Raw genomic sequence first — 24,655 nt, forward strand, 5'->3', positions numbered from 1 at the left:
CTCAGGGGATTGCCGCAACACCCGCGGTCCCGTTCCTAAATTTCGCAAGTTCCATACGGAGGAAACATCATGGCGAAGCTCAGCACCGACGAGCTGCTCGACGCGTTCAAGGAGATGACCCTCCTCGAGCTTTCCGAGTTCGTGAAGCAGTTCGAGGAGACCTTCGACGTCAAGGCCGCCGCCCCGGTCGCGGTCGCCGCCGCTGCCCCGGCCGCCGGTGGTGGCGAGGCCGCCGCTGTTGAGGAGCAGGACGAGTTCGACGTCATCCTCGAGGCCGCCGGCGACAAGAAGATCCAGGTCATCAAGGAGATCCGCGCCCTCACGTCCCTCGGCCTGAAGGAGGCCAAGGACCTGGTGGACGGCGCTCCGAAGCCGGTCTTCGACGCCAAGGTCAACAAGGAGCAGGCGGAGAAGGCCAAGGCCGCCCTGGAGGGCGCCGGCGCCACCGTCACGGTCAAGTAAGACCGACGCGCTTCCGAAAGGGGCGGACACACCCTGGTGCCGGGTGTGCCGCCCCTTTCGCATGCCCGGACGTGTCTCGCGCCGCGGGGGCCGCCCATACCTTTTCGGTCCGGTTCGTACGGTGTGGGGTCGAATGGCGGGTCCAGCGGAAGAGCCGCGGGTTATGATCCCGGCGACCGGTCGGGAGGGGTGAGGGGATGGCGCGGGTGTGGCGCGTGGCGGTCCCCGTGCTCGCCGTCCTGGCGGCGCTGTTCGCGGCGGCGGCGCTCTGGCTCGGCGCTCAGGGGCGCGAGGCGCAGGCCCGGGCCGACGACCGGCAGGACGCGCTGCGCGCCGCGAGCACGCACGCGATGAACCTGCTCTCGCTCCACTACGAGACCGTCGACTCCGACGTCCACCGCATCCTGACCAGTTCCACCGGCGCCGCGAGGACCGCGTACGAGGCCGCGGCCGGCGAGCTGGTGCGGACCACGCGCAAGAACAAGGTCATCCAGGAGGGCGTGGTCCGGGCCGCCGGGCTGGAGTCGATCTCCGGGAACACGGCCAGGGCGCTCGTGGTGGCGGACGTGGTGATCCGCTGGGACGGTTCCGACGACGCCCCCCAGGAGCGCTTCTACCGGTGGCGGATGGACCTGGCCAAGACCGGGGGCGTCTGGCTGGTGTCGAAGGCGGAGCAGGTCACGTGAGGGCGGTGCGGGTGGTGCTGGGCGTCCTGGTGCTCGCCCTGGGCGTCGCGGCGGGCGTGCTCTGGCTCGACTGGCGGGCGCTGCGCGGCGGCGAGGCGGCGGGGACCGAGGCCCTGGCGGCCGCCAAGGCGGTCGCGCCGGAGTTGCTCTCGTACGACTACCGCACGGTCGAGCGGGACCTGGCGCGCGCGGGGCAGCACACCACGGGCGCGCTCACCCGCCAGTACGCGGAGCTGTCGGGCTCGCTGTCGGCCCGGGCCAAGGAGCGCAAGATGGTGCAGACGGCCACCGTGGTGGCCGCGGCGGTGGAGCGGGCCGAGCCCGGGAGAGTGGAGGTTCTGCTGTTCGTGAACACGGGTACGATCACTGAGGCCGAGGGCGGCGCCGGGCCGCGTCAGCAGGTGAGCCGGACCCGGGCCAGGTTCGTCATGATCGAGAAGGGCGACAGGTGGCTCGTCTCGGACCTGTCGACCCTGATCGGGACCGCATGAGCCGCTCGGGCGCGTCGCGTCCTTCAATTGTTACCAAAATTCAGGTTTAGTGAGTCCTTTGCCACGGGTACTTCCGTCACAGCTACACCGGTTGTCGGCCTGAGTTCGAGCCCCGGTGTGACAGAGCGTTAACCGCCCCCGTTCGCGGGTATCGTCTTGGGCCTGGCGGTAGGCGATCAGTCACACGGGGGAGAAAACCCAGCGTCTGAGCCCCTAGACGGCTAAAAGTCGGGCTTGCGGGCTTGACGGATTCGTTCGAACGAGCGATGCTGCGACCAACGTGAAGCATGCAGCGAGAGCGAAGTGGACAGGCGTGTGCCGTTCGGCTACACTGCCCCTTTGCGCTGCCCTTTGACGACCCGCTCCGCTTGCTCACGTTGCGAGGTTGTCTGGCGTGCGTGTAGTCAGTCCGCCGCGAGCCCTCGGAAGGACATCTGTTGGCAGCCTCGCGCAACGCCTCCGCCGTACCCGCCGGTCCCCGTCGCGTCTCTTTTTCGCGTATCCAGGAGCCGCTCGAAGTTCCTGACCTTCTCGCCCTGCAGACCGAGTCGTTCGACTGGTTGCTGGGCAACGAGAAGTGGAAGGCCCGGGTCGAGGCGGCTCGCCAGGCCGGGCGCAAGGACGTCCCGACCCAGTCGGGCCTCGAAGAGATCTTCGAAGAGATCAGTCCCATCGAGGACTTCTCGGGGACCATGTCCTTGTCGTTCCGCGATCACCGGTTCGAGCCGCCCAAGTACTCAGTCGATGAGTGCAAAGACAAGGACATGACCTTCTCCGCCCCGATGTTCGTGACGGCGGAGTTCATCAATAACACCACGGGTGAGATCAAGAGCCAGACGGTGTTCATGGGGGACTTCCCGCTCATGACGCCGAAGGGCACGTTCATCATCAACGGCACCGAGCGGGTCGTGGTCTCGCAGCTGGTGCGTTCGCCGGGGGTGTACTTCGACCGCAGTGTCGACAAGACCTCCGACAAGGATCTGTTCGGCTGCAAGGTGATCCCGTCGCGGGGCGCCTGGCTGGAGTTCGAGATCGACAAGCGCGACAGCGTCGGTGTGCGCATCGACCGTAAGCGCAAGCAGGCCGTCACCGTGCTGCTGAAGGCGCTGGGGTGGACCAGCGAGCAGATTCTGGAGCGGTTCGGCCAGTACGAGTCGATGCGCGCCACGCTGGAGAAGGACCACACCGCCGGTCAGGATGACGCGCTGCTGGACATCTACCGCAAGCTGCGGCCGGGTGAGCCGCCGACCAAGGAGTCGGCGCAGACCCTGCTGGAGAACCTGTACTTCAACCCCAAGCGGTACGACCTGGCGAAGGTCGGCCGTTACAAGATCAACAAGAAGCTCGGCGTCGGCGCCGACATCACCCAGGGCACGCTGACCGAAGAGGACATCGTCGCCACCATCGAGTACATCGTCCGGTTGCACGCCGGCGAGGATTCGATGCCGGCCGCCCCCGAGGCGCCGGTCGACACGGTGATCGTCGAGACCGACGACATCGACCACTTCGGCAACCGCCGCCTGCGCAGCGTCGGCGAGCTCATCCAGAACCAGGTCCGCCTGGGCCTGGCCCGCATGGAGCGCGTCGTCCGCGAGCGGATGACCACGCAGGACGTCGAGGCGATCACGCCGCAGACCCTGATCAACATCCGCCCGGTGGTGGCGTCGATCAAGGAGTTCTTCGGCACCTCGCAGCTGTCGCAGTTCATGGACCAGACCAACCCGCTGGCCGGCCTGACGCACAAGCGGCGTCTTTCCGCGCTGGGCCCCGGTGGTCTGTCCCGTGAGCGGGCCGGGTTCGAGGTCCGTGACGTGCACCCGTCCCACTACGGCCGGATGTGCCCGATCGAGACCCCTGAAGGCCCGAACATCGGCCTCATCGGCTCGCTCGCCTCGTACGGCCGGATCAACGCGTTCGGCTTCGTCGAGACTCCTTACCGCAAGGTCGTCGACGGCAAGGTGACCGACCAGATCGACTACCTCACCGCCGACGAGGAAGACCGCTACGTCAAGGCGCAGGCCAACACCGCGCTCAACCCCGACGGCTCGTTCGCCGAGTCCCGGGTGCTCGTCCGCACCAAGGGCGGCGAGACCGAGCTGGCCAGGGCCGAAGAGGTCGACTACATCGACGTGTCGCCGCGCCAGATGGTGTCGGTGGCCACCGCGATGATCCCGTTCCTGGAGCACGACGACGCCAACCGCGCGCTCATGGGCTCCAACATGCAGCGCCAGTCGGTGCCGCTGCTCAAGAGCGAGGCGCCGCTGGTCGGCACCGGCATGGAGTACCGCGCCGCGACCGACGCCGGCGACGTCATCAGCGCCGAGAAGGCCGGGGTGGTCGAGGAGGTCTCCGCCGACTACATCACCGTGGCCAACGACGACGGCACCCGGACCACCTACCGGGTGGCCAAGTTCAAGCGCTCCAACCAGGGCACCTCGTTCAACCAGAAGCCCATCGTGGCCGAGGGCGACCGCGTCGAGGTCAACCAGGTCATCGCCGACGGTCCCTGCACCGAGGACGGCGAGATGGCGCTGGGCAAGAACCTGCTGGTGGCGTTCATGCCGTGGGAGGGCCACAACTACGAGGACGCGATCATCCTGTCCCAGCGGCTGGTGCAGGACGACGTGCTCTCCTCGATCCACATCGAGGAGCACGAGGTCGACGCCCGCGACACCAAGCTGGGCCCCGAGGAGATCACCCGGGACATCCCGAACGTGTCCGAGGAGGTCCTGGCCGACCTCGACGAGCGCGGCATCATCCGCATCGGCGCCGAGGTCGTGCCCGGCGACATCCTGGTCGGCAAGGTCACCCCGAAGGGCGAGACCGAGCTGACCCCGGAGGAGCGGCTGCTGCGCGCGATCTTCGGTGAGAAGGCGCGCGAGGTGCGCGACACCTCGCTGAAGGTGCCGCACGGTGAGCAGGGCAAGGTCATCGGCGTTCGGGTGTTCTCCCGTGAGGAGGGCGACGAGCTGCCGCCGGGTGTCAACGAGCTGGTCCGCGTGTACGTGGCGCAGAAGCGTAAGATCACCGACGGTGACAAGCTGGCCGGCCGTCACGGCAACAAGGGCGTCATCTCCAAGATCCTGCCGGTGGAGGACATGCCGTTCCTGGAGGACGGCACGCCGGTCGACATCATCCTCAACCCGCTGGGCGTGCCCGGCCGGATGAACGTCGGCCAGGTGCTGGAGACCCATCTGGGCTGGATCGCCGCCCGTGGCTGGGACATCTCGGGCGTCGAGGAGGCCTGGGCCGAGCGGCTGCGCGAGAAGGGCTTCGAGAAGGTCGAGGCGCGCACCAACGTCGCGACCCCGGTCTTCGACGGCTCCACCGAGGAGGAGATCGTCGGCCTGCTGCAGAACACCGTGCCCAACCGCGACGGTGACCGCATGGTGCAGGAGACCGGCAAGGCCCGGCTGTTCGACGGACGCTCCGGCGAGCCGTTCCCGTATCCGATCTCGGTCGGCTACATCTACATCCTCAAGCTGCTCCACCTGGTCGACGACAAGATCCACGCGCGGTCGACCGGCCCGTACTCCATGATCACCCAGCAGCCGCTGGGCGGCAAGGCGCAGTTCGGTGGCCAGCGCTTCGGCGAGATGGAGGTGTGGGCGCTGGAGGCGTACGGCGCCGCCTACGCCCTGCAGGAGCTCCTGACCATCAAGTCCGACGACGTTCTCGGCCGGGTGAAGGTCTACGAGGCCATCGTCAAGGGCGAGAACATCCCCGAGCCCGGCATCCCGGAGTCCTTCAAGGTCCTCATCAAGGAGATGCAGTCGCTCTGCCTCAACGTCGAGGTGCTGTCCAGCGACGGCATGTCGATCGAGATGCGCGACACCGACGAGGACGTCTTCCGCGCGGCGGAGGAGCTCGGCATCGATCTGTCCCGGCGTGAGCCGAGCAGCGTGGAAGAAGTCTGAGGGGGAGATCGCACATAATGCTGGACGTCAACTTCTTCGACGAGCTTCGGATCGGGCTGGCGACGGCCGACGACATCCGTCAGTGGTCGCACGGCGAGGTCAAGAAGCCCGAGACCATCAACTACCGCACCCTCAAGCCGGAAAAGGACGGGCTCTTCTGCGAGAAGATCTTCGGCCCGACCCGCGACTGGGAGTGCTACTGCGGCAAGTACAAGCGGGTCCGGTTCAAGGGCATCATCTGTGAGCGCTGCGGCGTCGAGGTGACCCGGGCCAAGGTGCGCCGTGAGCGGATGGGCCACATCGAGCTGGCCGCGCCCGTCACGCACATCTGGTACTTCAAGGGCGTCCCGTCGCGTCTGGGCTACCTGCTCGACCTGGCCCCGAAGGACCTGGAGAAGGTCATCTACTTCGCGGCCTACATGATCACGCAGGTCGACACCGAGATGCGTGAGCGTGACCTGCCCTCGCTGGAGGCGAAGATCTCCGTCGAGCGGCAGCACATCGAGCAGCGCCGCGACGCCGACGTCGAGGCCAGGCAGAAGAAGCTCGAGGGCGACCTGGCCGAGCTGGAGGCCGCCGGCGCCAAGGGCGACCAGCGCCGCAAGGTCCGCGAGGGCGCCGAGCGCGAGATGCGCCAGCTCCGCGACCGGGCCCAGCGTGAGCTGGACCGGCTCGAGGAGGTCTGGAGCAGGTTCAAGAACCTCAAGGTCCAGGACCTCGAGGGCGACGAGCTGCTCTACCGCGAGATGCGCGACCGTTTCGGCCGCTACTTCAAGGGCGGCATGGGCGCGCAGGCCATCCAGGACCGGCTCGTCAGCTTCGACCTCGACGCCGAGGCCGAGAACCTCCGCGAGACGATCCGCAGCGGCAAGGGCCAGAAGAAGGCCCGCGCCCTCAAGCGGCTCAAGGTGGTGTCGGCGTTCCTCAGCACCACCAACTCGCCGCGCGGGATGGTCCTCGACTGCATCCCGGTCATCCCGCCGGACCTGCGCCCGATGGTGCAGCTCGACGGTGGCCGGTTCGCGACCTCCGACCTGAACGACCTCTACCGTCGGGTCATCAACCGCAACAACCGCCTCAAGAGGCTTCTCGACCTCGGCGCGCCCGAGATCATCGTGAACAACGAGAAGCGGATGCTGCAGGAGGCCGTCGACGCGCTGTTCGACAACGGCCGTCGTGGCCGCCCGGTCACCGGTCCCGGCAACCGCCCGCTCAAGTCGCTCAGCGACATGCTCAAGGGCAAGCAGGGTCGTTTCCGTCAGAACCTCCTGGGCAAGCGCGTCGACTACTCGGGCCGTTCGGTCATCGTCGTCGGCCCGCAGCTCAAGCTCCACCAGTGCGGCCTGCCCAAGCAGATGGCGCTGGAGCTGTTCAAGCCGTTCGTGATGAAGAGGCTCGTGGACCTCAACCACGCGCAGAACATCAAGTCGGCCAAGCGGATGGTCGAGCGCGCCCGCCCCGTGGTGTGGGACGTGCTCGAAGAGGTCATCACCGAGCACCCTGTGCTGCTCAACCGCGCGCCCACGCTCCACCGTCTGGGCATCCAGGCGTTCGAGCCGCAGCTCGTGGAGGGCAAGGCCATCCAGATCCACCCGCTCGTCTGCACCGCGTTCAACGCGGACTTCGACGGCGACCAGATGGCCGTGCACCTGCCGCTGTCGGCTGAGGCCCAGGCCGAGGCACGCATCCTGATGCTCTCGACCAACAACATCCTCAAGCCGGCCGACGGCAAGCCCGTCACGATGCCCACCCAGGACATGGTCATCGGCCTCTACTGGCTGACCACCATGAAGGAGGGGGCGCGGGGCGAGGGCCGCGTGTTCGGTTCCGTGGCCGAGGCGCAGATGGCCTTCGACCGCCACGAGCTGGATATCCAGGCCAAGATCCAGATCCGGCTCAAGGACGTCCTGCCGCCGCGTGACTGGGTCGCGCCCGAAGGCTGGGAGCAGGGCGACCCGCTCCGCCTGGAGACGACGTTCGGCCGCTGCCTGTTCAACCAGACGCTGCCGATGAGCTACCCGTTCGTCAACTTCCAGGTGGGCAAGAAGCAGCTGTCCACGATCGTGAACGAGCTGGCCGAGACGTACCCCAAGATCGAGGTCGCCAACTCGCTCGACGCGCTCAAGGACGCCGGCTTCCGCTGGGCGACCCGTTCCGGCGTCACGATCTCGATCGAGGACGTCGTCGCGCCGCCGAACAAGACCGAGATCATGGAGAACTACGAGCGCCGCGCCGACAAGGTGCAGCGCGAGTACGAGCGCGGTCTGATCACCGACGAGGAGCGCCGTCAGGAGCTCATCGAGATCTGGACCCACGCCACGGCCGACGTCGAGACCGACATGGTCAACGCCTTCCCGGCGACCAACCCGGTCTGGATGATGGTCAACTCCGGCGCCCGCGGCAACAAGATGCAGGTGCGTCAGATCGCCGGCATCCGCGGACTGGTCTCCAACACCAAGGGTGAGACGATCCCGCGGCCGATCAAGGCCTCGTTCCGCGAGGGCCTGTCGGTGCTGGAGTACTTCATCTCCACCCACGGACAGCGGAAGGGTCTGGCCGACACCGCCCTGCGCACCGCCGACTCGGGTTACCTGACCCGTCGTCTGGTGGACGTGGCGCAGGACGTCATCGTCCGCGAGATCGACTGCGGCACCGACCGCGCCGTCCCGCTGGCCGTCGGCGACCGTGACATGTCGGGCAACCTGGTCAAGGCCGAGAACGCCGAGTCCAACGTGCACGGCCGCATCCTGGCCGAGGACGTCGAGGTCGACGGCAAGGTCATCGTGGCCGCCGGCGTCGACATCAACGACACCCACGTCACCAAGCTGGTCGAGGCCGGCGTGGAGACGGTCCGCACCCGCAGCGCGCTCGTCTGCGAGGCGAAGATCGGTGTCTGCGCCACCTGCTACGGCCGCTCGCTGGCGACCGGCAAGCTGGTGGACGTCGGCGAGGCGGTCGGCATCATCGCCGCCCAGTCGATCGGTGAGCCCGGCACGCAGCTGACGATGCGTACCTTCCACACCGGTGGTGTGGCGGGCGCCGACATCACCCACGGTCTGCCCCGAGTCCAGGAGCTGTTCGAGGCGCGCATCCCCAAGGGTGTCGCCCCGATCTCCGAGGCGGAGGGCCGGGTCCGCATGGACGAGACGGACAAGGCGCGCAAGGTCGTCATCGTCCCGGACGACGGCTCCGAGGAGATCGCCTACCCGGTGTCGATGCGTTCGCGGCTGCTCGTCTCCGAGGGCGAGCGGGTGAAGGTCGGCCAGCAGCTGGTGGCCGGCGCGGTCAACCCGAACGAGGTGCTGCGCATTCTCGGCCCGCGGGCCGTGCAGCTCCACCTGGTGGCCGAGGTCCAGCAGGTGTACCGCTCGCAGGGTGTGTCGATCCACGACAAGCACATCGAGATCATCGTGCGGCAGATGCTCAAGCGCGTGAACGTGCTCGAGTCCGGTGACACCGACCTGCTGCCCGGCGAGCTCGTCGAGCGGCCGCGGTTCGAGCAGCTCAACCGCGAGACCGTCGCCGAGGGCGGCGGCCCGGCGGCCGGACGCCCGGTGCTCATGGGCATCACCAAGGCGTCGCTGGCCACCGAGTCCTGGCTGTCGGCGGCCTCCTTCCAGGAGACCACCAGGGTCCTGACGGACGCGGCGATCCACGCCAAGTCCGACTCGCTCCTGGGCCTGAAGGAGAACGTCATCATCGGCAAGCTCATCCCGGCCGGCACGGGCATGCCCCAGTACCGCAACATCCGGGTCGAGCCGACCGAGGAGGCCAAGGCCGCCATGTACACCGTGGGCGGTTACGACGGCTCCGCGGCCGACTACACGTTCGGCACCGGCAGCGGCGAGGCCGTTCCGCTGGAGGAGTACGACTTCGGTCAGTACAACCGGTAGACAGTGCGAGTGCGGGCGCCCGGGTTCCTCGAAGGAGGGCCCGGGCGCTCGCTCGTCCCGGCCCGCCTTCTCCGCGCCGGGAGAGCTCCGCGTACGGGGGCGGCGCGGAGACGCCGTTCCTCGCCGGGCGATGTTCTTGGTATGTCGGCGGCGGTGCGGATCTGGCTATATCATGAGGCGCGAGCAGTAGCCGGGCCTTCGGTGGGAGGGGCCGCGCGACACCCGGAGCGAGAAGGCTTACGTAGCCTTGTCGCGCCGTTTTGACGTGTCGCGGGGTCCTGGTAACCTAGACCATCGTGCCCGTAGTTTGCGGGCTCTCGATCGTGCGCTCTTTTCACGGTAGCGCAGGTCGGCTTCCTCGCTCGTGGTCCTCGCGGACGTGTCAGTGCGAACAGCGCGCGACACGCCCGAGCGCGGGGGCGCGGAGACAAGGACAATGCGCAGGTCATGACACCGGCAGAACCTGCGAATTGCACAACTGACGTAACACCGGCCAGGCACGAAACGGAGTGGCAGTGCCCACTATTCAGCAGTTGGTCCGCAAGGGCCGGCAGGACAAGGTCTCCAAGACCAAGACTCCTGCCCTCAAGGGGAGTCCGCAGCGGCGCGGCGTCTGCCAGCGCGTCTACACCACGACTCCGAAGAAGCCCAACTCGGCACTGCGCAAGGTGGCCCGTGTGCGGCTCACCAACGGCATCGAGGTCACGGCCTACATCCCCGGTGTGGGTCACAACCTGCAGGAGCACTCCATCGTGCTCGTGCGTGGCGGTCGTGTGAAGGACCTGCCGGGTGTTCGCTACAAGATCATCCGTGGTTCGCTGGACACCCAGGGTGTCCGCAACCGCAAGCAGGCCCGTAGCCGTTACGGCGCGAAGAAGGAGAAGAGCTAACTATGCCTCGCAAGGGTTCTCCTGGCCGTCGTCAGCTCATGGCTGACCCGGTTTACAGTTCGCCGCTGGTCACCGCTCTGATCAACAAGGTGCTCCTGGACGGCAAGCGCTCCATCGCGCAGTCGATCGTCTACGGCGCCCTTGAGGGCTGCAGGGACAAGACGGGCAACGACCCGGTCGTCACCCTCAAGCGCGCGCTCGACAACGTCAAGCCGACCCTCGAGGTCCGCAGCCGCCGCGTCGGTGGCGCGACCTACCAGGTGCCGGTCGAGGTGCGCGCGGCGCGCAGCACCACCCTGGCGCTGCGCTGGCTGGTGCAGTACTCCCGCGCCCGCCGCGAGAAGACCATGACCGAGCGCCTCATGAACGAGCTCCTCGACGCCAGCAACGGTCTCGGGGCGAGCGTGAAGAAGCGCGAGGACACCCACAAGATGGCCGAGTCCAACAAGGCCTTCGCCCACTACCGCTGGTAACCCGGCGGGTTCGACGAGACGACGAGGACGCGAAGAAAGTGGCCACCACGACCGCACTTGACCTGGCCAAGGTCCGCAACATCGGGATCATGGCCCATATCGACGCGGGCAAGACCACCACGACCGAGCGCATCCTGTTCTACACCGGCATCAACTACAAGATCGGTGAGGTCCACGAGGGCGCTGCCACGATGGACTGGATGGAGCAGGAGCAGGAGCGCGGCATCACCATCACGTCCGCCGCGACCACCTGCATCTGGGACGGTCACACGATCAACATCATCGACACCCCGGGCCACGTCGACTTCACCATCGAGGTGGAGAGGTCGCTGCGTGTCCTCGACGGCGCTGTCGCCGTGTTCGACGGTGTCGCGGGTGTCGAGCCCCAGTCGGAGACGGTGTGGCGTCAGGCTGACGGCTACAACGTCCCCCGCATCTGCTTCGTGAACAAGATGGACCGCGTCGGCGCGGAGTTCCACCGCTGCGTCGACATGATGATCAGCAGGCTGGCGGCCACGCCGGCCGTCGTCCAGCTCCCGTGGGGCGTCGAGGCCGACTTCAAGGGCGTCATCGACCTCATCCGGATGAAGGGGCTCCTCTGGAGCGCCGAGGCGGCCAAGGGCGAGATGTACGACGTCGTCGACATCCCGGCCGACCACGTCGAGGCCGCTCGTGAGTGGCGCGACCGCCTCATCGAGACGGTCGCCGAGAACGACGACGAGCTGATGGAGCTCTTCCTGGAGGGCACCGAGCCCACCGAGGAGCAGCTGGTCGCGGCCCTGCGCCGGGCCACGCTGGCGAGCGCCATCAACCCGGTGCTGTGCGGCACGGCGTTCAAGAACAAGGGCGTCCAGCCCCTGCTCGACGCCATCGTCGCCTACCTCCCGGCGCCGACCGACATCCCGGCCATCAAGGGCCACGCGGTCGGCGACGAGAACACCGCGGTCGAGCGGCAGCCCGACCCGCAGGCGCCGTTCTCGGCCCTGGCCTTCAAGATCGCCAGCGACCCGCACCTGGGCAAGATCACCTATATCCGCATCTACTCGGGCACGCTCGAGGCCGGTTCACAGGTCGTCAACTCTGTGAAGGGCAAGAAGGAGCGGATCGGCAAGATCTACCAGATGCACGCCAACAAGCGCGAGGAGCGCCCGTCGGCGATCGCCGGTCAGATCGTCGCCGTGATGGGTCTCAAGGACACCACCACCGGTGACACCCTGTCCGACCCGGCCAAGCAGGTCGTGCTCGAGTCCATGACGTTCCCGGCTCCGGTCATCAACGTCGCGATCGAGCCCAAGACCAAGGGCGACCAGGAGAAGCTCTCGACCGCGATCCAGCGGCTGGCCGAGGAGGACCCGTCCTTCCAGGTCCGCCGTGACGAGGAGACCGGTCAGACGGTCATCTGGGGCATGGGCGAACTCCACCTGGAGATCCTCGTCGACCGGATGCGCCGCGAGTTCAAGGTCGAGGCGAACGTCGGTCGTCCGCAGGTCGCCTACCGTGAGACCATTCGCCGCAAGGTGGAGAAGGTCGACTACACCCACAAGAAGCAGACCGGTGGTTCCGGTCAGTTCGCGCGGGTGATCATCGACCTGGAGCCGCTGGGCGAGGGCAACGACGGTTACGAGTTCGAGAACAAGGTCACGGGTGGCCGCGTGCCGCGGGAGTACATCCCGTCGGTCGACGCGGGCGCCCAGGAGGCCGCCGAGTTCGGCGTGCTGGCCGGCTACCCGATGGTGGGCGTGAAGGTGACGCTCCAGGACGGTGCCGCGCACGACGTCGACTCCTCGGAGATGGCGTTCAAGATCGCCGGCTCGATGGCCTTCAAGGAGGCCGCGCGCAAGGCTGACGCCGTGCTCCTCGAGCCGATGATGGCCGTCGAGGTCACCACGCCCGAGGACTACATGGGTGACGTCATCGGCGACCTCAACGGTCGCCGGGGGCAGATCCAGGCGATGGACGAGCGGGCCGGCGCCCGCGTCGTCAAGGCGCTCGTACCGCTGTCTGAGATGTTCGGCTACGTGGGTGACCTGCGTAGCAAGACGCAGGGGCGGGCGAGCTACAGCATGCAGTTCGACTCCTACTCGGAGGTGCCCCCGGGCATCGCCAAGGAGATCGTCGCGAAGGCCCGGGGCGAGTAGTTCCCGGTCCCTGGCGGGACGGTGCGAGCCGTCCCGCCGCCTAGGGGTTCGGGAACACCCGGGCCCGAGTGTGCAGACGAAAGTCAGTCAGATTCTCAAGGAGAGAACCAGTGGGCAAGGCCAAGTTCGAGCGGACAAAGCCGCACATGAACATCGGCACCATTGGGCATATCGACCACGGTAAGACCACGCTGACCGCGGCGATCACCAAGGTGCTCCACGACCGTTTCCCCGAGCTCAACGCGGCTACGCCGTTCGACAAGATCGACAAGGCGCCCGAGGAGAAGGCCCGCGGCATCACGATCTCCATCTCGCACGTCGAGTACCAGACCGACAAGCGCCACTACGCCCACGTGGACTGCCCCGGTCACGCCGACTACGTGAAGAACATGATCACCGGTGCCGCTCAGATGGACGGCGCCATCCTCGTGGTCGCCGCCACCGACGGCCCGATGCCGCAGACGAAGGAGCACGTCCTCCTGGCCCGCCAGGTCGGCGTTCCCTACATCGTCGTGGCCCTCAACAAGGCCGACATGGTCGACGACGAGGAGATCCTGGAGCTCGTCGAGCTCGAGGTCCGCGAGCTCCTGTCCGCGCAGGAGTTCCCCGGCGACGACCTGCCCGTGGTGCGCGTCTCCGCTCTCAAGGCCCTGGAGGGCGACGAGAAGTGGGCCGACAGCATCATCGAGCTGATGAACGCCGTCGACGAGAACGTGCCCGAGCCGCCGCGTGAGACGGAGAAGCCGTTCCTCATGCCGGTCGAGGACGTGTTCTCGATCACCGGCCGCGGCACCGTCGTCACCGGCCGGATCGAGCGCGGTGTCGTCAAGGTCAACGAGCAGGTCGACATCATCGGCATCAAGCCGGAGAAGACGACCACCACCGTCACCAGCATCGAGATGTTCAACAAGATGCTCGACACCGGTGAGGCCGGCGACAACGCCGCCCTGCTGCTCCGCGGCATCAAGCGCGACGAGGTCGAGCGCGGCCAGTGCATCATCAAGCCGGGCACGACCACCCCGCACACCGAGTTCGAGGGCCAGGTCTACATCCTGTCCAAGGACGAGGGCGGCCGCCACACGCCGTTCTTCAACAACTACCGCCCGCAGTTCTACTTCCGTACGACGGACGTGACCGGCGTGGTGAACCTCCCCGAGGGCACCGAGATGGTCATGCCGGGCGACAACACCGAAATGCGCGTTGAGCTGATCCAGCCCATCGCCATGGAGGAAGGCCTCAAGTTCGCGATCCGTGAGGGTGGCCGCACCGTCGGCGCCGGCCGGGTCACGAAGATCCTCAAGTAGTTCGACCGCGGGGCGGCGGTCGGCCCCCGGAAGGGGCCGGCCGCCGTGCCACGAACGGGGCGGTCCGCCGCGAGGCGGGCCGGTCCGGGCGCCACGGAAAGCCGTGATCCAGCAGTCACTTCGGGACGAGGACCGAAGTCACTGCCGGATCACGGAAGAAAAGACAGATCGAAAGCGTCTGTCACGTGGGGCCACGCACCCACCAGCGGCACAAGCCGCACGATACTTTTTCTGACGACAGCGAAGGACACCGAGGCCACTATGGCGGGACAGAAGATCCGCATCCGGCTTAAGGCCTATGACCACGAGGTCATCGACGTTTCGGCCAAGAAGATCGTCGAGACGGTGACGCGGACTGGCGCGAAGGTCGCGGGCCCGGTGCCGCTGCCGACCGAGAAGAACGTGTACTGCGTCATCCGCTCGCCGCACAAGTACAAGGACAGCCGCGAGCACTTCGAGATGCGCACGCACAAGCGGTTGATTGACATCATCGACCCGACGCCCAAGACCGTCGACTCGCTCATGCGGCTCGACCTCCCCGCGGGCGTCGACATTTCGATCAAGCTCTGAGGGAACGCACTGACATGGCTAAGACGATCAAGGGCGTCCTGGGCAAGAAGCTCGGCATGACCCAGGTCTTCGACGCGGACAACCGGCTCGTACCGGTGACCGTGGTCGAGGCCGGTCCGTGCGTGGTGACCCGCGTCCGCACTGCAGAGAAGGACGGCTACTCCGCCATCCAGCTCGGCTTCGGGCAGGTCGACCCCCGGAAGGTCAACAAGCCGCTCGGCGACTACCTGCGTAAGCACGACATCACCCCGCGCCGTTACTTCGCGGAGATCCGCACCGACGACGCGAGCGACTACACGCTCGGCCAGGAGCTGCTGGCCGACACCTTCGAAGCCGGCCAGTTCGTCGACGTGACGGGCAAGAGCAAGGGCAAGGGCTTCGCCGGTGTCATGAAGCGGCACGGCTTCGGTGGTCTGGGCGCGTCGCACGGTACGCAGCGCAAGCACAGGTCGCCGGGTTCCATCGGTGGCTGCGCCACCCCGGGCCGCGTATTCAAGGGCCTGCGCATGGCCGGGCGGATGGGCAACGTCCGCACGACTGTGCAGAGCCTCAAGGTTCACGCCGTGGACGCCGAGAAGGGTCTCATCCTGATCAAGGGTGCGATTCCCGGCGCCAACGGCAGCCTGGTCCTCGTCCGCACCGCTGCCAAGAAGGGGGCCGCGAAGTGACCAGCATCGACGTGCTCGACGCGAGCGGCGCCAAGACCGGCACCGTCGAGCTTCCTGAAGACATCTTCGGCGCGAAGGTCAACATCCCGCTGATCCACCAGGTCGTGGTGGCGCAGCAGGCGGCGCGCCGGCAGGGCACTCACAAGACCAAGACCCGCGGTGAGGTCTCCGGTGGCGGCAAGAAGCCGTACCGGCAGAAGGGCACCGGCCGCGCCCGTCAGGGCTCGACCCGTGCGCCGCAGTTCGCCGGCGGTGGCGTCGTCCACGGCCCGGTGCCGCGCGACTACTCGCAGCGGACGCCCAAGAAGATGAAGGCCGCCGCGCTGCGCGGCGCCCTGTCCGACAGGGCGGCCGCAGGTGCCGTGCACGTGGTGAGCGGCCTGGTCAGCGGCGAGACGCCGAAGACCAGGGCGGCCCTGCAGGCGCTGCGCGCCATCACCCAGGTCAGGTCCGTGCTGCTCGTCGTCGACGAGGCGGACGAGCTGACCTGGATGAGCCTGCGCAACGCGCCGGAGGTCCACCTGCTGGACTCCGGGCAGCTCAACACCTACGACGTGCTCTGCAACGACGCCGTGGTCTTCACGCGCGAGGCGTACGACCAGGTCGTGGCCCGGTTGTCTGCGGGCGCTCGCACTGAGAAGGAAGACGCCTGATGGACAACACCGCTCAGACGGTCGTCCGTAAGAAGACGACCATGGCGCGGATCACCGACCCGCGCGACGTCATCATCAAGCCGGTGGTCTCCGAGAAGAGCTACGGGCTGATCGACGAGAACAACAAGTACACGTTCCTGGTGCGGAACACCGCGAACAAGACGCAGATCAAGATCGCGGTGGAGAAGATCTTCGGGGTCAAGGTCACCGGGGTCAACACGATCAACCGGCAGGGCAAGCGCAAGCGGACCCGGACCGGTTTCGGCAAGCGTCCCGACACCAAGCGCGCGATCGTGAGCTTGGCCGAGGGCGATCGGATCGACATCTTCGGTCAGATCGGTTGATCGCCTAGGGCTTCGCCCTGGCGATCAACCCCGCGGGGGGCACGCCCCCCGCGTGCCCCCCTCGGGTCGCCTTCGGCGGCAAAGGCGAGGCGCTGCGCACGAATCGTCCATTCGAAACCTTCGGTTTCTCATCAAAGCCTGGCGGCTTTGAGGGGAGACGCGTGGGGCCGGATGACAGATGAATGAGAGATCCAGTTCTGTAACTGGGTTCTGACGAAGGATGAACGAAAAAGATGGGCATCCGTAAGTACAAGCCGACGACTCCCGGTCGTCGCGGGGCGAGTGTCTCGGACTTCTCCGAGATCACCCGCAGCACGCCGGAGAAGTCGCTGCTTGCACCCCTTCACGGCAAGGGCGGCCGCAACGTACACGGCCGGGTCACCGCTCGCCACCAGGGCGGCGGTCACAAGCGCGCCTACCGGATCATCGACTTCCGTAGGCATGACAAGGACGGCATTCCGGCCAAGGTCGCTCACATCGAGTACGACCCCAACCGCACCGCCAACATCGCACTGCTGCACTACGCCGACGGCGAGAAGCGCTACATCATCGCGCCGACCGGCCTCAAGCAGGGCGACCGCATCGAGAACGGCCCCGCGGCCGACATCAAGCCGGGCAACTGCCTGCCGCTGCGCAACATCCCGACCGGTACCTTCATCCACGCGGTGGAGCTCCGTCCGGGCGGCGGCGCCAAGCTCGGCCGCTCCGCGGGCGCGCAGATCCAGCTGCTCGCCAAGGAGGGCCAGTACGCCACGCTGCGTATGCCCTCGGGCGAGATGCGCATGGTCGACGTGCGCTGCCGCGCGTCGGTCGGTCAGGTCGGCAACGCCGAGCAGGCCAACATCAACTGGGGCAAGGCCGGCCGCATGCGGTGGAAGGGCAAGCGCCCGACCGTCCGCGGCGTCGCCATGAACCCGGTCGACCACCCGCACGGTGGTGGTGAGGGCAAGACCTCCGGTGGTCGCCACCCGGTGAACCCGAAGGGCAAGCCCGAGGGCCGCACCCGCCAGCCCAACAAGGCCAGCGACCGCCTGATCATTCGCCGGCGTAGCAAGAAGAAGCGGTAGGAGCAGCCAGAATGCCACGTAGCCTTAAGAAGGGTCCCTTCGTCGACGATCACCTTCAGAAGAAGGTGGACGCGCAGAACGAGAAGGGCACCAAGAACGTCATCAAGACGTGGTCGCGGCGCTCCATGATCGTTCCCGACATGCTCGGGCACACGATCGCCGTGCACGACGGCCGCAAGCACGTCCCGGTGTTCGTCACCGAGTCGATGATCGGCCACAAGCTCGGAGAGTTCGCCCCGACGCGGACCTTCCGCAGCCACGTCAAGGAAGACCGCCGCAGCCGGCGATAGACAGCCTTCAGAAGTAAGAGGAGTAAGCGATGGAAGCCAGGGCTCAGGCGCGGTTCGTCCGCGTCACGCCCCAGAAGGCCCGCCGTGTGGTGGACCTTATTCGCGGGCTGCCCGCTTCGGAGGCGCAGGCCGTGCTGCAGTTCGCTCCCCAGTCGGCGAGCGAGCCGATCTACAAGGTGCTCTCGAGCGCGATGGCGAACGCCGAGCACAACTTCGATCTCGACCCTCAGACGCTGGTCGTCAGCCGCGCCTGGGTGGACGAGGGCCCGACGCTGAAGCGGTTCCGTCCGCGTGCTCAGGGTCGTGCCTATCGGATCAACAAGCGGACGAGCCACATCACCGTGATCGTGGAGTCCCGCGAGCCGAAGGGAAGGACCCGATAGTGGGCCAGAAGGTTAACCCGCACGGGTTCCGCCTCGGCATCACGACCGACTTCAAGAGCCGGTGGTACGCCGACAAGCTGTACAAGTCGTACGTCGCCGAGGACGTGGCGATCCGTCGCATGCTGCAGAAGGGCATGGAGCGGGCCGGCATCTCCAAGGTGGAGATCGAGCGTACGACCGACCGCGTCCAGGTCGACATCCACACCGCGCGTCCGGGCATCGTCATCGGCCGCCGCGGCGCGGAGGCCGACCGCATCCGCGGCGACCTGGAGAAGCTGACCAAGAAGCAGGTCCAGCTCAACATCCTCGAGGTGAAGAACCCCGAGACCGACGCCCAGCTCGTCGCGCAGGGCGTGGCCGAGCAGCTCTCCAGCCGCGTCTCGTTCCGGCGTGCCATGCGCAAGGCCATGCAGTCGGCCATGAAGAGCGGCGCCAAGGGCATCCGGGTGCAGTGCTCGGGCCGTCTCGGCGGCGCTGAGATGTCGAGGTCGGAGTTCTACCGCGAGGGCCGGGTGCCGCTGCACACGCTCCGCGCGGACATCGACTACGGCTTCTACGAGGCCCGTACCACCTTCGGCCGGATCGGCGTGAAGGTGTGGATCTACAAGGGTGAGGCGGCGACCAGCCGCGCCGAGCGTGAGGCCGCCGCTGCCGGCGCCCGCGCCGGCCAGCGCCGGGAGCGTGACGACCGCAGGGGCGGCGGCGGTGGCGACCGTCCGCGCCGTTCCGGTGGTGCCCGCCGCGGCGGCGGTCGTGGCGACCGCGCCCCCAGGACTGAGGCGGCCGCGCAGGCCGCCCCCGAGACCGGCCCGGCCGCGCAGCCGGGTGCTGAAGGGAGCTGACCATGCTGATCCCGCGCAGGGTCAAGCACCGCAAGCAGCACCGGCCCGACCGCAGCGGAGCCGCCAAGGGCGGCACCAGGGTCGTGTTCGGCGAGTACGGCATTCAGGCGATTGAGCACTCCTACGTGACCAACCGCCAGATCGAGTCGGCCCGTATCGCCATGACCCGTCACATCCGCCGTGGTGGGAAGGTGTGGATCAACATCTACCCCGACCGTCCGCTCACCAAGAAGCCGGCCGAGACCCGCATGGGTTCCGGTAAGGGTTCGCCCGAGTGGTGGATCGCCAACGTCAAGCCCGGACGCGTGATGTTCGAGCTGTCCGGCGTGGCGGAGCCGATCGCGCGTGAGGCACTTCAGCGCGCGATCCACAAGCTGCCCATGAAGTGCAAGATTGTTAAGCGTGAAGTGGGTGAGGCGTGATGGCTAAGGGCCTGACCGCCGGAGAGCTGCGGGTGGAGGACCAGGACACCCTGGTCCAGAAGCTGAAGGAGGCGAAGGAGGAGCTGTTCAACCTCCGCTTCCAGGCGGCGACCGGTCAGTTGGAGAGCCACGGGCGGCTGCGCGCCGTCCGCCGCGAGATCGCCCGTATCTACACCGTGATGCGCGAGCGTGAGCTCGGCATCGTCACGGTCGAGAAGGAGACGAGCGATGGCTGAGACCGAGACCACCGAGACGGCGAACGAGCAGCGGAACTTCCGCAAGGTTCGCGAGGGCCTGGTCGTGAGCGACAAGATGGACAAGACCGTCGTCGTCGCCGTCGAGGACCGGGTCAAGCACCGGCTGTACGGCAAGGTCATCCGCCGTACGACCAAGTACAAGGCGCACGACGAGTCCAACGCCTGCGGCGTGGGCGACCGTGTGCTTCTGATGGAGACCCGCCCCCTCTCCGCCACCAAGCGGTGGAGGGTCGTGGAGATCCTCGAGAAGGCCAAGTAGGTTTTCTCGGATATACCGCGCCTCGTGGGGGGTCACACCCCCATGACGGCGTCCAAGGACGCGGGGCCGTCAGGCCTCGCGTCGCCTGCGGTGCGGCCCCAGGAGGCGAGTCCTCCGGGCTTGCCGGGCCTTCGGGCCCGGGAGTCCGGGACGGAGCCTCCTGCGGGTGTGTGGCCGGGGGACCAAGACCATATCGGGTTCCGCCAGGCTCACGGGGAAGCGCGCTTCCGCCGTGAGAACCGGCGCGACTAACAGGAGTCAACGTGATCCAGCAGGAGTCGCGGCTCAAGGTCGCCGACAACACGGGTGCCAAGGAGATTCTCTGCATCCGTGTGCTCGGCGGCTCGGGCCGACGCTACGCCGGTATCGGCGACATCATCGTCGCCACTGTCAAGGACGCCCTGCCCGGCAGCACGGGCGTCAAGAAGGGCGATGTCGTCAAGGCCGTCATCGTCCGCACCGCCAAGGAGCGCCGCCGGCCCGACGGCTCCTACATCCGCTTCGACGAGAACGCCGCCGTCATCATCAAGGACAGCGGTGACCCTCGGGGCACCCGTATCTTCGGCCCGGTCGGCCGTGAGCTGCGCGACAAGAAGTTCATGCGCATCATCTCGCTCGCTCCGGAGGTGCTGTAATGCCGAAGCTGCATGTGAAGAAGGGTGACCTCGTCACCGTCATCGCCGGCAAGGACAAGGGCGCCAAGGGCCGGGTCATCGCCACGCTGCCGAGCCGGGACCGCGTGGTGGTCGAGGGCGTCAACATGATCAAGAAGCACACCAAGGAGACCAACCAGGGTCCGCGTGGCGCCAAGACGGGCGGCGTGCAGACCATGGAGGCTCCCATTCACGTGAGCAACGTGAAGAAGCTCAAGGAAGACAGCGCCAAGGACAAGGCCGCCGACAAGCCCGCCGACAAGAAGGCTGACAAGGCCGACGAGACGGGTGAGGACAGCTGATGACTGCTACGACCACTGAGACCGAGCGTCCGACGCCGCGCCTCAAGACGAAGTACCGCGAGGAGATCGCGGCCAAGCTTCGCGAGGAGTTCGGCATCGAGAACGTCATGCAGATCCCCGGCCTGGTGAAGATCAAGGTCAACATGGGTGTCGGCGAGGCGGCCCGCGACTCGAAGCTGATCGAGGGCGCCGTCCGCGACCTGACCGTGATCACCGGCCAGAAGCCGGCGGTCGTCCGGGCCCGCAAGTCCATCGCCCAGTTCAAGCTGCGCGAGGGCATGCCGATCGGCGCGCACGTCACGCTCCGCGGTGACCGCATGTGGGAGTTCCTCGACCGGCTGCTGGCGCTGGCCCTGCCCCGGATCCGGGACTTCCGCGGCCTGTCGCCGAAGCAGTTCGACGGCAACGGCAACTACACGTTCGGCCTGACCGAGCAGGTCATGTTCCACGAGGTCGACCAGGACAAGGTGGACCGGCCGCGGGGCATGGACATCACGATCGTGACCACCGCGAAGAACGACGACCAGGGCCGGGCGCTGCTCAAGCTTCTCGGCTTCCCCTTCAAGGAGGCCTGATCCAATGGCGAAGAAGTCGCTGATCGCCAAGGCGGGGCGCAAGCAGAAGTTCGATGTGCGCGCCTACACCCGCTGCTCGCGCTGCGGGCGCCCGCGCGCCGTCTACAGGAAGTTCGGCCTGTGCCGCGTGTGCTTCCGCGAGATGGCGCACCGGGGCGAGCTGCCTGGCATCACCAAGTCCAGCTGGTAGTTACCCTTGGGGGATGGCGTTCGTCGTCCCCCACCGGGTGATCGCCCGCCGTACATATCTGTAAATCTCAAACCCGGGGCTCTCGCCGAGAGCTCCCATGACCGCGCCGAAGGTCCACCGGCAGAGCAGTGCACTCCACTGACACTCGGCCGACTGGAAACCGCGGCGAGGAAGGCCACTGGCCATGACGATGACCGACCCGATCGCAGACATGCTCACGCGTCTGCGTAATGCGAACTCGGCGTACCACGACAGCGTGTCGATGCCGTACTCGAAGATCAAGGCGCACATCGCCGAGATCCTCCAGCAGGAGGGCTACATCCAGGCCTGGAGCGTCGAAGACGCCAAGGTCGGCAAGAACCTCGTGGTGGAGCTCAAGTTCGGGCCGAGCCGTGAGCGTTCGCTGGCGGGCCTGCGCCGGGTTTCCAAGCCCGGTCTGCGGGTCTATGCGAAGAAGGACAACCTGCCTCGAGTCCTGGGCGGACTGGGCGTCGCGATCATCTCGACGTCCCACGGTCTCATGACTGACAAGCAGGCCGGCAAGCGTGGTGTGGGCGGGGAAGTCCTCGCCTACGTCTGGTAGAGGGGAGGAACACAGCATGTCACGTATCGGACGGCTGCCCATCCCTGTGCCCAGTGGCGTAGACATCACGATCGACGGCCAGGATGTCCAGGTCAAGGGCCCGAAGGGCACGCTCACTCACAAGATCGCCGAGCCCATCAAGGTGGGTCGCGACGACGACGGCGCCATCGAGGTCACGCGCCCCAGCGACGAGAACAAGGTCCGCGCGCTGCACGGGCTGTCGCGGACGCTGATCGCCAACATGGTGCAGGGCGTCACGCAGGGCTACTCCAAGTCCCTGGAGATCGTCGGCGTCGGTTACCGCGTCCAGGCCAAGGGCCCGACGCAGCTGGAGTTCTCGCTGGGCTTCAGCCACCCGGTCATCGTGAACGCCCCCGAGGGCGTCACCTTCCGCGTCGAGAAGCCGACCCTGTTCCACGTGGACGGCATCGACAAGCAGAAGGTCGGCGAGGTCGCCGCCAACATCCGCAAGCTGCGCAAGCCCGACCCGTACAAGGGCAAGGGCGTGCGCTACCAGGGCGAACAGATCCGCCGCAAGGTCGGAAAGGCTGGTAAGTAGGCATGGCTCCGAAGACTGCGTTCGGCAAGCACACGGCTGCCCGCACCGTCTCGCGGGCCCGCCGTCACCGCCGCGTCCGCAAGCAGGTCGTCGGTACGGCCCAGCGTCCGCGCCTGGTCGTCAACCGCTCGACCCGCCACATGTTCGTCCAGATCGTGGACGACACGGTCGGCCACACGCTGGTGAGCGCGTCCACCATGGACCCCTCGCTGCGCGCGCTGGAGGCGGACAAGACCGAGAAGGCCAAGAAGGTCGGCGAGCTCCTCGCTCAGCGGGCCAAGGAAGCCGGGATCACCGCTGTCGTGTTCGACCGCGGTGGCAACCGCTACGCCGGCCGCATCGCGGCTCTGGCGGACAGCGCCCGCGAAGGCGGGCTCGAGTTCTGATGGCAACTGAGAAGAGGAACCACTGATGGCTGCAGCTCCGCGTCGCGGTGGCGGCACCGGTGGCGAGCGGCGGGACCGTCGTGACGATCGCCGCGGTGGCGCCGCCGACAAGGGCGTCTCGTACATCGAGCGCGTAGTGAAGATCAACCGAGTGGCCAAGGTCGTGAAGGGTGGTCGTCGCTTCAGCTTCACCGCCCTCGTCGTCGTCGGTGACGGCAACGGCCTGGTCGGCGTCGGCTATGGCAAGGCCAAGGAAGTCCCGGCCGCCATCGCCAAGGGCGTCGAAGAGGCGAAGAAGCACTTCTTCAAGGTGCCCCGGATCCAGGGCACGATCCCGCACACCGTGCAGGGCGAGGAGGCGGCCGGTGTCGTCTTCCTGCGTCCGGCGTCCGCCGGTACCGGCGTCATCGCCGGCGGCCCGGTGCGCGCGGTCCTGGAGGCGGCCGGCATCCACGACGTGCTGTCGAAGTCGCTCGGCTCCGACAACCCGATCAACATCGTGCACGCCACCGTGGCGGCTCTGAAGGGCCTCTCCCGGCCCGAGGAGATCGCCGCCCGCCGTGGCCTGCCGATCGAGGACGTGGCTCCGGCCCGGATGCTCAAGGCCCAGCGCGAGGGCATCGCCGAGGCCGCGGCCGCTAAGGCGGTGAGCTAGTCGTGGCACGCCTGAAGATCACTCAGGTTCGCTCGAAGATCGGTGGCAAGCAGAACCAGCGTGACTCGCTGCGCTCGCTTGGCCTGAAGCGAATCGGCGACGTCGTCGTCAAGGAGGACCGCCCCGAGATTCGCGGGATGGTCTCCGTGGTGACGCACCTCGTCGTGGTGGAAGAGGTCGACTAGTCATGACTGACAAGGCTCCGCTGAAGATTCACGACCTGCGTCCGGCCCCCGGCGCCAACAAGCCGAAGATCCGCAAGGGTCGCGGCGAGGCGTCGAAGGGCAAGACCGCCGGTCGCGGCACCAAGGGCAGCCACGCCCGGACGACCGTCCCCCTCGGCTTCGAGGGTGGTCAGGTGCCGCTGCAGAGGCGTCTGCCGAAGCTCAAGGGCTTCTCCAACGCCCTGTTCAAGACGACCTACCAGGTCGTCAACCTCGACAGGCTCGGCGAGCTGTTCCCCGACGGTGGCGACGTCACCGTCGAGGCGCTGGTCGCCAAGGGCGCTGTCCGCAAGAACCAGCCGGTCAAGGTCCTGGGCACCGGGGAGATCTCGGTCGCGGTGAACGTGCAGGCGCATGCCTTCTCGAACGCCGCGAAGGAGAAGATCGCCGCCGCCGGCGGTTCCGTGACCGAGCTGTAAGAGCAATTACGGCGCGTGGGGGCTCTGACAATGGGCCCCCACGCACGTAGTGCGTTAGAGTTCGCGAGACGGCAGGATTCTGTCCTGCTCGATTTGACCT

Annotated in this window: 30 protein-coding genes; all 30 read left to right on the forward strand. The window is 67.2% G+C overall.

What is annotated here, in order from left to right:
• Positions 1-69 precede the first annotated feature (69 nt).
• The 30 genes from rplL (at position 70) to rplO (ending at position 24,555) form a co-directional block, all read left to right on the forward strand.
• Positions 70-462 carry a 50S ribosomal protein L7/L12 gene (gene rplL / locus ACQEUU_RS07295; protein ID WP_433062026.1) on the forward strand — a complete coding sequence of 131 codons (393 nt, stop codon included), beginning with the start codon at positions 70-72 and terminating at the stop codon, positions 460-462.
• Between the two features lie 197 nt (positions 463-659).
• Complete coding sequence (locus ACQEUU_RS07300) at positions 660-1,148, forward strand: hypothetical protein (protein WP_433062029.1); 489 nt, start codon at positions 660-662, stop codon at positions 1,146-1,148.
• Positions 1,145-1,639, forward strand: coding sequence for a hypothetical protein (locus tag ACQEUU_RS07305; RefSeq protein ID WP_433062031.1), 495 nt, complete (start codon positions 1,145-1,147; stop codon positions 1,637-1,639). Before ACQEUU_RS07300 ends, ACQEUU_RS07305 begins: the two co-directional genes overlap by 4 nt.
• Positions 1,640-2,076: 437 nt before the next feature.
• Positions 2,077-5,556 (forward strand): DNA-directed RNA polymerase subunit beta, encoded by a 3,480-nt coding sequence (rpoB, locus tag ACQEUU_RS07310; protein ID WP_433062033.1) that lies wholly within the window; start codon positions 2,077-2,079, stop codon positions 5,554-5,556.
• A gap of 17 nt (positions 5,557-5,573) precedes the next feature.
• Positions 5,574-9,449, forward strand: coding sequence for a DNA-directed RNA polymerase subunit beta' (locus ACQEUU_RS07315; RefSeq protein ID WP_433062035.1), 3,876 nt, complete (start codon positions 5,574-5,576; stop codon positions 9,447-9,449).
• A 515-nt stretch (positions 9,450-9,964) separates the two neighbouring features.
• Positions 9,965-10,339, forward strand: coding sequence for a 30S ribosomal protein S12 (gene rpsL / locus ACQEUU_RS07320; RefSeq protein WP_020542315.1), 375 nt, complete (start codon positions 9,965-9,967; stop codon positions 10,337-10,339).
• 2 nt (positions 10,340-10,341) lie between these two features.
• Complete coding sequence (gene rpsG / locus ACQEUU_RS07325; protein WP_055505082.1) at positions 10,342-10,812, forward strand: 30S ribosomal protein S7; 471 nt, start codon at positions 10,342-10,344, stop codon at positions 10,810-10,812.
• Between the two features lie 89 nt (positions 10,813-10,901).
• On the forward strand, positions 10,902-12,950 hold the full coding sequence (gene fusA / locus ACQEUU_RS07330; protein WP_433071762.1) for an elongation factor G: 2,049 nt from the start codon (positions 10,902-10,904) through the stop codon (positions 12,948-12,950).
• A gap of 110 nt (positions 12,951-13,060) precedes the next feature.
• Positions 13,061-14,254, forward strand: coding sequence for an elongation factor Tu (tuf, locus tag ACQEUU_RS07335; RefSeq protein ID WP_270158950.1), 1,194 nt, complete (start codon positions 13,061-13,063; stop codon positions 14,252-14,254).
• A 261-nt stretch (positions 14,255-14,515) separates the two neighbouring features.
• Positions 14,516-14,824: a 30S ribosomal protein S10 gene (gene rpsJ / locus ACQEUU_RS07340; RefSeq protein WP_030912931.1), complete on the forward strand. Its 309-nt coding sequence runs from the start codon at positions 14,516-14,518 to the stop codon at positions 14,822-14,824.
• Between the two features lie 14 nt (positions 14,825-14,838).
• Positions 14,839-15,492 carry a 50S ribosomal protein L3 gene (rplC, locus tag ACQEUU_RS07345; protein WP_393398086.1) on the forward strand — a complete coding sequence of 218 codons (654 nt, stop codon included), beginning with the start codon at positions 14,839-14,841 and terminating at the stop codon, positions 15,490-15,492.
• Positions 15,489-16,145, forward strand: coding sequence for a 50S ribosomal protein L4 (gene rplD / locus ACQEUU_RS07350; RefSeq protein WP_433062040.1), 657 nt, complete (start codon positions 15,489-15,491; stop codon positions 16,143-16,145). The genes rplC and rplD overlap by 4 nt, the downstream gene beginning before the upstream one ends.
• On the forward strand, positions 16,145-16,489 hold the full coding sequence (rplW, locus tag ACQEUU_RS07355) for a 50S ribosomal protein L23 (protein ID WP_433062043.1): 345 nt from the start codon (positions 16,145-16,147) through the stop codon (positions 16,487-16,489). The genes rplD and rplW overlap by 1 nt, the downstream gene beginning before the upstream one ends.
• A 233-nt stretch (positions 16,490-16,722) precedes the next feature.
• A complete protein-coding gene (rplB, locus tag ACQEUU_RS07360) occupies positions 16,723-17,556 on the forward strand; it encodes a 50S ribosomal protein L2 (protein WP_270158953.1) in 834 nt (277 codons plus the stop codon).
• 11 nt (positions 17,557-17,567) lie between these two features.
• Complete coding sequence (gene rpsS, locus ACQEUU_RS07365) at positions 17,568-17,846, forward strand: 30S ribosomal protein S19 (protein ID WP_030451498.1); 279 nt, start codon at positions 17,568-17,570, stop codon at positions 17,844-17,846.
• Positions 17,847-17,875: 29 nt separating this feature from the next.
• Positions 17,876-18,229 (forward strand): 50S ribosomal protein L22, encoded by a 354-nt coding sequence (rplV, locus tag ACQEUU_RS07370; protein ID WP_020542306.1) that lies wholly within the window; start codon positions 17,876-17,878, stop codon positions 18,227-18,229.
• Positions 18,229-19,071, forward strand: coding sequence for a 30S ribosomal protein S3 (gene rpsC, locus ACQEUU_RS07375; RefSeq protein WP_433062046.1), 843 nt, complete (start codon positions 18,229-18,231; stop codon positions 19,069-19,071). Before rplV ends, rpsC begins: the two co-directional genes overlap by 1 nt.
• Before the next feature lie 2 nt (positions 19,072-19,073).
• Positions 19,074-19,493 (forward strand): 50S ribosomal protein L16, encoded by a 420-nt coding sequence (gene rplP / locus ACQEUU_RS07380; protein WP_270155254.1) that lies wholly within the window; start codon positions 19,074-19,076, stop codon positions 19,491-19,493.
• On the forward strand, positions 19,493-19,729 hold the full coding sequence (gene rpmC, locus ACQEUU_RS07385; RefSeq protein ID WP_080047279.1) for a 50S ribosomal protein L29: 237 nt from the start codon (positions 19,493-19,495) through the stop codon (positions 19,727-19,729). Before rplP ends, rpmC begins: the two co-directional genes overlap by 1 nt.
• The gene (gene rpsQ / locus ACQEUU_RS07390; protein WP_433062049.1) at positions 19,722-20,009 is read left to right on the forward strand and encodes a 30S ribosomal protein S17; all 288 of its coding nucleotides are present in this window, start codon (positions 19,722-19,724) and stop codon (positions 20,007-20,009) included. Before rpmC ends, rpsQ begins: the two co-directional genes overlap by 8 nt.
• Positions 20,010-20,272: 263 nt before the next feature.
• The gene (rplN, locus tag ACQEUU_RS07395; protein WP_270155256.1) at positions 20,273-20,644 is read left to right on the forward strand and encodes a 50S ribosomal protein L14; all 372 of its coding nucleotides are present in this window, start codon (positions 20,273-20,275) and stop codon (positions 20,642-20,644) included.
• Positions 20,645-20,652: 8 nt separating this feature from the next.
• Positions 20,653-20,964: a 50S ribosomal protein L24 gene (gene rplX, locus ACQEUU_RS07400; protein WP_433071764.1), complete on the forward strand. Its 312-nt coding sequence runs from the start codon at positions 20,653-20,655 to the stop codon at positions 20,962-20,964.
• Positions 20,964-21,539 (forward strand): 50S ribosomal protein L5, encoded by a 576-nt coding sequence (gene rplE / locus ACQEUU_RS07405; protein ID WP_270155258.1) that lies wholly within the window; start codon positions 20,964-20,966, stop codon positions 21,537-21,539. Before rplX ends, rplE begins: the two co-directional genes overlap by 1 nt.
• A gap of 4 nt (positions 21,540-21,543) precedes the next feature.
• Entirely contained in the window at positions 21,544-21,729 is a 186-nt protein-coding gene (locus ACQEUU_RS07410; protein WP_195901251.1) for a type Z 30S ribosomal protein S14, read from the forward strand.
• 184 nt (positions 21,730-21,913) lie between these two features.
• On the forward strand, positions 21,914-22,312 hold the full coding sequence (rpsH, locus tag ACQEUU_RS07415; protein WP_148036788.1) for a 30S ribosomal protein S8: 399 nt from the start codon (positions 21,914-21,916) through the stop codon (positions 22,310-22,312).
• Positions 22,313-22,328: 16 nt separating this feature from the next.
• Positions 22,329-22,871: a 50S ribosomal protein L6 gene (rplF, locus tag ACQEUU_RS07420; RefSeq protein ID WP_433062053.1), complete on the forward strand. Its 543-nt coding sequence runs from the start codon at positions 22,329-22,331 to the stop codon at positions 22,869-22,871.
• A gap of 2 nt (positions 22,872-22,873) precedes the next feature.
• The gene (gene rplR, locus ACQEUU_RS07425) at positions 22,874-23,257 is read left to right on the forward strand and encodes a 50S ribosomal protein L18 (RefSeq protein ID WP_433062056.1); all 384 of its coding nucleotides are present in this window, start codon (positions 22,874-22,876) and stop codon (positions 23,255-23,257) included.
• 25 nt (positions 23,258-23,282) lie between these two features.
• On the forward strand, positions 23,283-23,912 hold the full coding sequence (gene rpsE, locus ACQEUU_RS07430) for a 30S ribosomal protein S5 (protein ID WP_270155262.1): 630 nt from the start codon (positions 23,283-23,285) through the stop codon (positions 23,910-23,912).
• Positions 23,913-23,914: 2 nt separating this feature from the next.
• Positions 23,915-24,097: a 50S ribosomal protein L30 gene (rpmD, locus tag ACQEUU_RS07435; RefSeq protein WP_049572666.1), complete on the forward strand. Its 183-nt coding sequence runs from the start codon at positions 23,915-23,917 to the stop codon at positions 24,095-24,097.
• Between the two features lie 2 nt (positions 24,098-24,099).
• A complete protein-coding gene (rplO, locus tag ACQEUU_RS07440; protein WP_270155263.1) occupies positions 24,100-24,555 on the forward strand; it encodes a 50S ribosomal protein L15 in 456 nt (151 codons plus the stop codon).
• The last annotated feature ends 100 nt before the right edge of the window (positions 24,556-24,655 follow it).

Origin of the sequence: Nonomuraea sp. CA-218870 (assembly GCF_050936535.1) — a bacterium.
GTDB lineage: Bacteria > Actinomycetota > Actinomycetes > Streptosporangiales > Streptosporangiaceae > Nonomuraea > Nonomuraea corallina.